This window comes from Acinetobacter sp. CIP-A165, assembly GCF_000367985.1.
Lineage (GTDB): Bacteria > Pseudomonadota > Gammaproteobacteria > Pseudomonadales > Moraxellaceae > Acinetobacter.
In genome coordinates, this window is record NZ_KB849199.1 from 1 (window position 1) to 1,350 (window position 1,350).

General features: G+C 41.6%; 1 protein-coding gene. It reads right to left on the bottom strand.

Annotated elements, in window-relative coordinates; genetic code table 11:
• Window positions 1-651 (bottom strand): protein rep (locus F991_RS00005; RefSeq protein WP_004667808.1); only part of this gene is annotated, 651 nt, incomplete at its 3' end.
• Window positions 652-1,350: the final 699 nt, after the last annotated feature.

The window sequence follows — 1,350 nt, forward strand, 5'->3', positions numbered from 1 at the left end:
AATCCATTGCTCAGCTAATTCAGATATATAACTTTCAAAACGTAAATCGTGGTGAGTTGCCAATAAAAGAACATGATTATGAGGATGCCAACCATTTTGGCCGTAAGTGACTTCCTGCCCCTTAATTTTGTATTCCACGCCTAATTTTTTGAAAATTGCTACAACTTTACGCCCCTCGAAAAATCGCTTGTAAGCCTTTTTCTGGCCTTCTAGCAAAATCCTTAAGGATTGACCATGCGAATGGCTAAACGTGAGCGTAAGGAGATATACGGAGCCGTTACGGCCTGTTTTCCATCTATCTAAGCCAGTTCTTAATTCAGTACGTCTTTGCTCAGTGATGTGCTTTGCACAAATGGGACATGACCAAATAGAACCGCAAATCTGAACATTACCAAAATGAGCCTTACAACGATTCTCGTTGTACATCACTGTACGAGGCTTCATTTTATCAATACGCAAACGTCTACAATTCGAAACTCGCTCTTTAGGTAAAAGCTTTCGAGATTGGTCCTGGAGTAAATAATCATGCACCCGCTGAAACCCTTGTGGCGTAAGGATGGCAGGAGATTTCGTATATATACCAAGAGACTGGCTATTTTGAATGCTCTTTGAGCTTGCTGAGGACGGATTTTCCCCATAAAATAGATTCATCGACATACCTTAATTATGTTGATCACTGGGTTGAAGTGTTCCAGCACTGTCAGCCCATTTTTTTTGCCTGTACGGTGAACGAGGTCTTTCGCACAAGCTTTGGTGCAAGTCGATAGTACTACTGAAAAAATCAGAAAAGCAAGACCACATGTTTTCATGACAACATGTTGTATATACGCAAAATATAAAGGGTAAATACAATGCTCCGCCAATTCCTCGGTCGTGTCGGTCGGTCGTGACCTCCTCCTCACTCCTCGTCTTTGCTCCGCATTATTTTTTATAAGTTGGAACATCATTTTTTGTAATACCCCAAAATTGTGTAGAGCGTTGATAAAACAAAAAGAATTAAGTTAAGTAGATCGTAGTCAAACATAATCATGTCTCCTCTGTTGCTATTATTTAGACATGAAAAAAAAGTGGGTTTGTTGTGTAGTTCCACCCATATCCATTCAAGAAAATTTAATTTTTTTATTCTTTAATCGGCGAGCAAAGCTCGGTTACTCCCACTCTTAGGCTAAAGGGAGCATGTAATCAGGGAGAGAAGGTTTTTAATCAATTTATGTCAGTTCGCGGGTAGACACCCGCTCTGCTTTTTCATTTTCAGGCTGGAAATGAAAATTTGTTTTCATCATCAGCGTCGCGCGGGCGGCAGGACGCGCTCCGCACATCCCACCGACCCCCGCCACGCTATCTGCTGCC